This is a genomic window from Pseudomonas sp. SST3, from assembly GCF_003325755.1.
The window spans coordinates 1-4,244 of record NZ_QORI02000125.1 but is presented as its reverse complement, the minus strand read 5'-3'; the positions used below and the strand labels follow the sequence as shown (position 1 = coordinate 4,244).

Here is a 4,244-nt window from a genome sequence, read left to right as displayed (position 1 = left end):
CGGCGGCCCGTTGAAGCAACATGGCGGGCGCACCCCGTCGTTCAAGAACCGGCGCATTCTCGACCATGCTAGGCAATAGCGCGCCAGACCCCGCCTGGTCACTGCACGCCTCGTTCCTGCGGATGATCGACTTCATCGCCGGTATGACCGACAGCTACGCCACCGAAATGGCACGAGAAATGACCGGGCGCTCCGGCCCCCAATAACGACTTCATCAGGCAACCTGTTCCCTGAAGCGAATTGCCCTACGACGGGAACAGAGCGGCCTGATCGAATTCGTACAGACACTCGAAGAATAATCACGCGCGCTCCCAACGGACCAGCCGAGTCATTCCTACTGCCCCCATCGACGCTTGCCTTACTGTGTGCTCTTTATGCCCAGCTATTCTCTCCGTATTCTTTTGGTGGAGGATCACCCCTTTCAACTCCTGGCCACCCAATGCCTGCTCAGAAGTTTCGGCTTCGACCAACTGACCGCGGTGGAAAACGCCGAGCAGGCCATACGCGCGATGAGCCAGTCCGAACACCCTTTCGACCTGATGTTATGCGACCAATGCCTGCCAGACCTGCCTGGGCTTGAACTGGTGGAAATCGCCAGCCGCCGACGCTTCATCAGCAGTGCCATCCTGTTGAGCGGCTTACCTACGCCAGAACTGGTCAACCTGACGACACAAGCCGCGCAACGAAATCTCCCCCTCCTTGGCTATTTGCCAAAACCTTTGAACAAAGATGATCTTGAAATATTAATCGGCTTAACTTTCGACCCCCTCATGTAGGATTTTAAACATTCCTTTCAACGAAAATAGATACGAGGCCCGCCGTAAATTCCCCAGCCTTGCGTCTTGTCATGATCGACCTCGAAACGCTCACATGCCTTGTCACGATTACCTAACAACTTGTAGGTCTATACCTTTTTAAATGTAGGAACTTTCCTGTTCTGCATCTACTCCTTGCGAGCTTCATACTGCGGACTCACCTTCTGAGCTAATGTGCCCGCTTTATCTGCACCTGCATGGAATGTGACTATGAACTCAGTTTTTATTATCGACGACCATCCCGTTATCCGGCTTGCCATTCGAATGTTGCTGGAACATGAAGGTTACAAAGTCGTCGGCGAAACAGATAACGGGTGCGATGCCATACAGATGGTGCGTGAATGCCTTCCAGACTTGGTGATTCTCGACATCAGCATCCCGAAACTTGATGGCCTTGAGGTGCTCTGCCGGTTCAACGCCATGAACACCTCGATGAAAACCCTGGTCCTCACGGCTCAATGTCCGACGTTGTTTGCCACGCGGTGCATGCGCTCGGGGGCAGAGGGCTATGTGTGCAAGGAGGGTGACCTGAGCGAGTTGCTGAGCGCCATCCGCGCGGTGCTATCCGGCTACAACTACTTCCCCAGCCAGGCCTTGAATGGCCCCGGAACGGAAGGCATGGATGCTCAGGAGCTGGAACTGTTCAAGACCGTCAACGACCGGGAGCTGATGGTGCTGCAACTGTTTGCACAAGGTCGCACTAACAAGGAAATCGCCAAAGGTATGTTCCTGAGTAACAAGACCGTCAGTACTTATAAGAAAAGATTAATGCAAAAACTCCAAGCCAAATCCTTGGTCGACCTCATCGAGTTGGCAAAACGAAACGCGCTAGTGTGAGAAAGCGGATGCCCAGGCGTATAAAGGACTATCTGATTATATTAAGTGCCGGTTTGTACTTCAGCACAACTGTGCTGGCAGAGCACCAAACCAGCCCGGAACGCTTCACCCTCTTGAGTCGTGCGGGAGCTGTACAACTGGACACTCATTTTGACAAGGCCCAGCGCCAGTGGCTGCATAACAAACGTGAACTAACGCTGGGTACATCCAGTCCTGACTACCCACCCTTTGACCTCACGTCCAGCGGACATGATTATGAAGGCCTTACCGCCGATTACGCGGGATTGCTGGCCAAGGCACTCTCCCTGCCCATCACTGTGATGCGCTACCCGTCCCGGGCGGCTGCCATTCGCGCCCTGGAAGCCGGGGAAATCGACTTGTTGGGCTCCTCCAACGGCTTTGAGGCTGCAACGCCGAATCTGATCCTCTCCGAACCCTATGCGGTAGACCAGCCAGTCCTGGTCACACGCGAGGGAGAAACCCGCAGCCTCAGTGAAGGCCTCGACGGGCTGCGCCTGAGCCTTGTCTATCACTACCTGCCGCTTAATGAGGTGGAAAAGCTGTACCCCAAGGCGATCATCCGCGCCTACCCCTCTTATCAGAATGCCTTGAATGCAGTGGCCTTCGACCAGGCGGATGTGTTTCTCGGTGACACCATTTCCACCCATTACATGATCAACAAGGGCTACCTCAAAAACATTCGCATGGCCAACTTCGGCAAGCATGAAGCTTATGGTTTCAGCTTTGCCACGCGTGAGGACAACCGGATGCTCTTGAGCATTGTCGATTCAGCGCTGGCTTCGGTGCCCATCAATGAACGGGAGAGCATCGCCAAGCGTTGGAGCGCCGGCAGCGATATCCTGCTGACCGACAAGAAACTGCAACTGACCCAGCGCGAAGAGCGTTGGCTCAAAGACCACCCGGTGGTGACGGTCATCGTCAACGAAACCTTCGCGCCACTGACATTTTTCGATGCGGACGGCAACTTTCGCGGGATCACCGCGGACCTGCTGGAATTGATCCGCCTGCGCACCGGCCTGCGTTTTTCGGTACAACGTGGGCGCGACGTCAACGCGATGATCGACCAGGTCGCGACCCAGAAAGTCGATATGATCGGGGCCATCGTTCCCAGCAACGAGCGAGACCCACAACTTAATTTCAGCCGCCCTTACCTCGAAAACTCCTATGTGCTGTTGACGCGCAAAGAGCCAGGAGCGCCGTCGAACATGGAGCAAATGGCCGGAAAGCGCCTGGCGATAACCCAGGGTAACCCCTTGGCCGCAACCTTGACCAAGGACTTTCCTGAGATTCACCTGGTGGAAACCAGTGATACATTCAGAGCATCCGAGCTGCTCGCACAGGGACAAGTAGATGGGGCCGTGAACACCCTGGTGATCGCCAACTACTTCCTGTCTTCCCAGGTTTTCCAGGACCGCCTGCAAATCAGCGCCAGCATCGGCACCACCCCCGCAACATTCACCCTGGCCACCTCGCGCCAAGCCACGGAGTTGAGCTCGATCCTCGACAAGGCCCTGCTGAGCATTGCCCCGGATGAAATGGGCGTGATCAACAGCCGCTGGCGGGGCTACACCGCCGCGTCCGACAGTTACTGGCGAAACTATCATCAGTTGATCGCGCGCATCATCATCGGCACCGGCCTGTTGCTGTTGATTTCCTTGGCCTGGAACGCCTACATGCGGCGCCAGATCAAGCATCGAAAAATGGCCGAACGCGCCCTCAACGATCAGTTCGAGTTCATGCGCGCGCTGGTCAATGAGACGCCGCATCCGATCTACGTGCGCGACCGCAATGGCCTGCTGCAGACCTGCAACGACAGCTACCTGCAGGTGTTCGACGTCAAGCGTGAAGACGTGATCGGCAAAAGCGTGACCCAGATGAGCATGGCCCTGGAGTCGGAGGCGGCCCAGTACCATGCTGACTATCTGCGCGTGGTGGCCGAGGGCAACCCGCTGATCCTCGATCGCAGCCTGCATATCCACGACAGGAAACTGACCATCTACCACTGGATCCTGCCTTACCGCGACTCCACGGGTGAAGTCCAAGGCATCATCGGTGGCTGGATCGATATCAGTGACCGACGCCAGCTATTCGATGAACTGCGCGCCGCCAAGGAGCGTGCCGACGAGGCCAATCGCGCCAAGAGCACGTTCCTGGCCACCATGAGCCACGAGATTCGCACCCCGATGAACGCCGTGATCGGCATGCTCGAACTGACGCTCAAGCGCGCCGATCAAGGGCATCTTGACCGTCCGGCAATCGAAGTGGCGTACAACTCGGCCAGAGACCTGCTGGAACTGATCGGTGACATCCTCGACATCGCGCGTATCGAGTCGGGCCGCCTCAGCCTGGCGCCGGAGCGCGTGAACCTGCGGGAGGTCATTGAATCAGTGGTGCGCGTGTTCGACGGTCTTGCACGGCAAAAAACCCTCAGCCTGCTGCTGGAGTTCAAGCCCGACCTTAACGATATCGAGGTGCTGATAGACCCGCTGCGCTTTCAAGCAGGTGCTCTCGAACCTTGTGAGCAACGCGATCAAGTTCACCGAACAGGGACAGGTCAAGATCAAGGTTGAA

At 56.4% G+C, this 4,244-nt stretch carries 2 protein-coding genes and 2 pseudogenes; all 4 read left to right on the top strand.

All coding sequences use genetic code 11. The features are described from left to right. A pseudogene (locus DQ405_RS24900) lies at nt 1-206 on the top strand (deoxyguanosinetriphosphate triphosphohydrolase); the annotation flags it as partial. 168 nt (nt 207-374) lie between these two features. Further along, nucleotides 375-776 (top strand): response regulator, encoded by a 402-nt coding sequence (locus tag DQ405_RS24895; protein WP_014717687.1) that lies wholly within the window; start codon nt 375-377, stop codon nt 774-776. Between the two features lie 249 nt (nt 777-1,025). Further along, complete coding sequence (locus tag DQ405_RS24890) at nt 1,026-1,652, top strand: response regulator transcription factor (protein WP_014717686.1); 627 nt, start codon at nt 1,026-1,028, stop codon at nt 1,650-1,652. A gap of 8 nt (nt 1,653-1,660) precedes the next feature. Next, nucleotides 1,661-4,244 (top strand): annotated as a pseudogene (locus tag DQ405_RS24885) (transporter substrate-binding domain-containing protein); the annotation flags it as partial.

Coding starts and splice junctions, on each gene's coding strand:
- DQ405_RS24895 (WP_014717687.1), top strand. CDS start 375: ATGCCCAGCTATTCTCTCCGTATTCTTTTGGTGGAGGATCACCCCTTT.
- DQ405_RS24890 (WP_014717686.1), top strand. CDS start 1,026: ATGAACTCAGTTTTTATTATCGACGACCATCCCGTTATCCGGCTTGCC.